This window comes from Mesorhizobium sp. M2E.F.Ca.ET.219.01.1.1, assembly GCF_004016445.2.
In the GTDB taxonomy this organism is placed as follows: Bacteria; Pseudomonadota; Alphaproteobacteria; order Rhizobiales; family Rhizobiaceae; genus Mesorhizobium.
Map to the genome: position 1 here is coordinate 1 of NZ_SADT02000236.1, position 294 is coordinate 294.

1 pseudogene is annotated in these 294 nt (G+C 60.5%); it reads left to right on the forward strand.

The features are described 5' to 3' along the window. Positions 1-294, forward strand: a pseudogene (locus EN862_RS35655) (4-pyridoxolactonase); the annotation flags it as partial.

Sequence of the window (294 nt, forward strand, 5' to 3'; positions counted from 1 at the left end):
CCCCGTCTACTCGATCCTGATCGAGCCTGCCGAGGGCCGCTTCCTCATCGACACCGGATACGACTATGACCACGTCATGAAGGTGCTGCCCTTCGAGAAGCCGATCCAGGAAAAGCACCAGACCATTCCCGGCGCGCTGGCGCTGCTCGGGCTGGAGCCCAGGGATATCGACGTCGTCGTCAACTCGCATTTCCATTTCGACCATTGCGGCGGCAACAAGTATTTTCCGCACGCCAAGAAGATCTGCCATCGCACGGAGGTCCCGCAGGCCTGCAATCCGCAGCCCTTCGAACA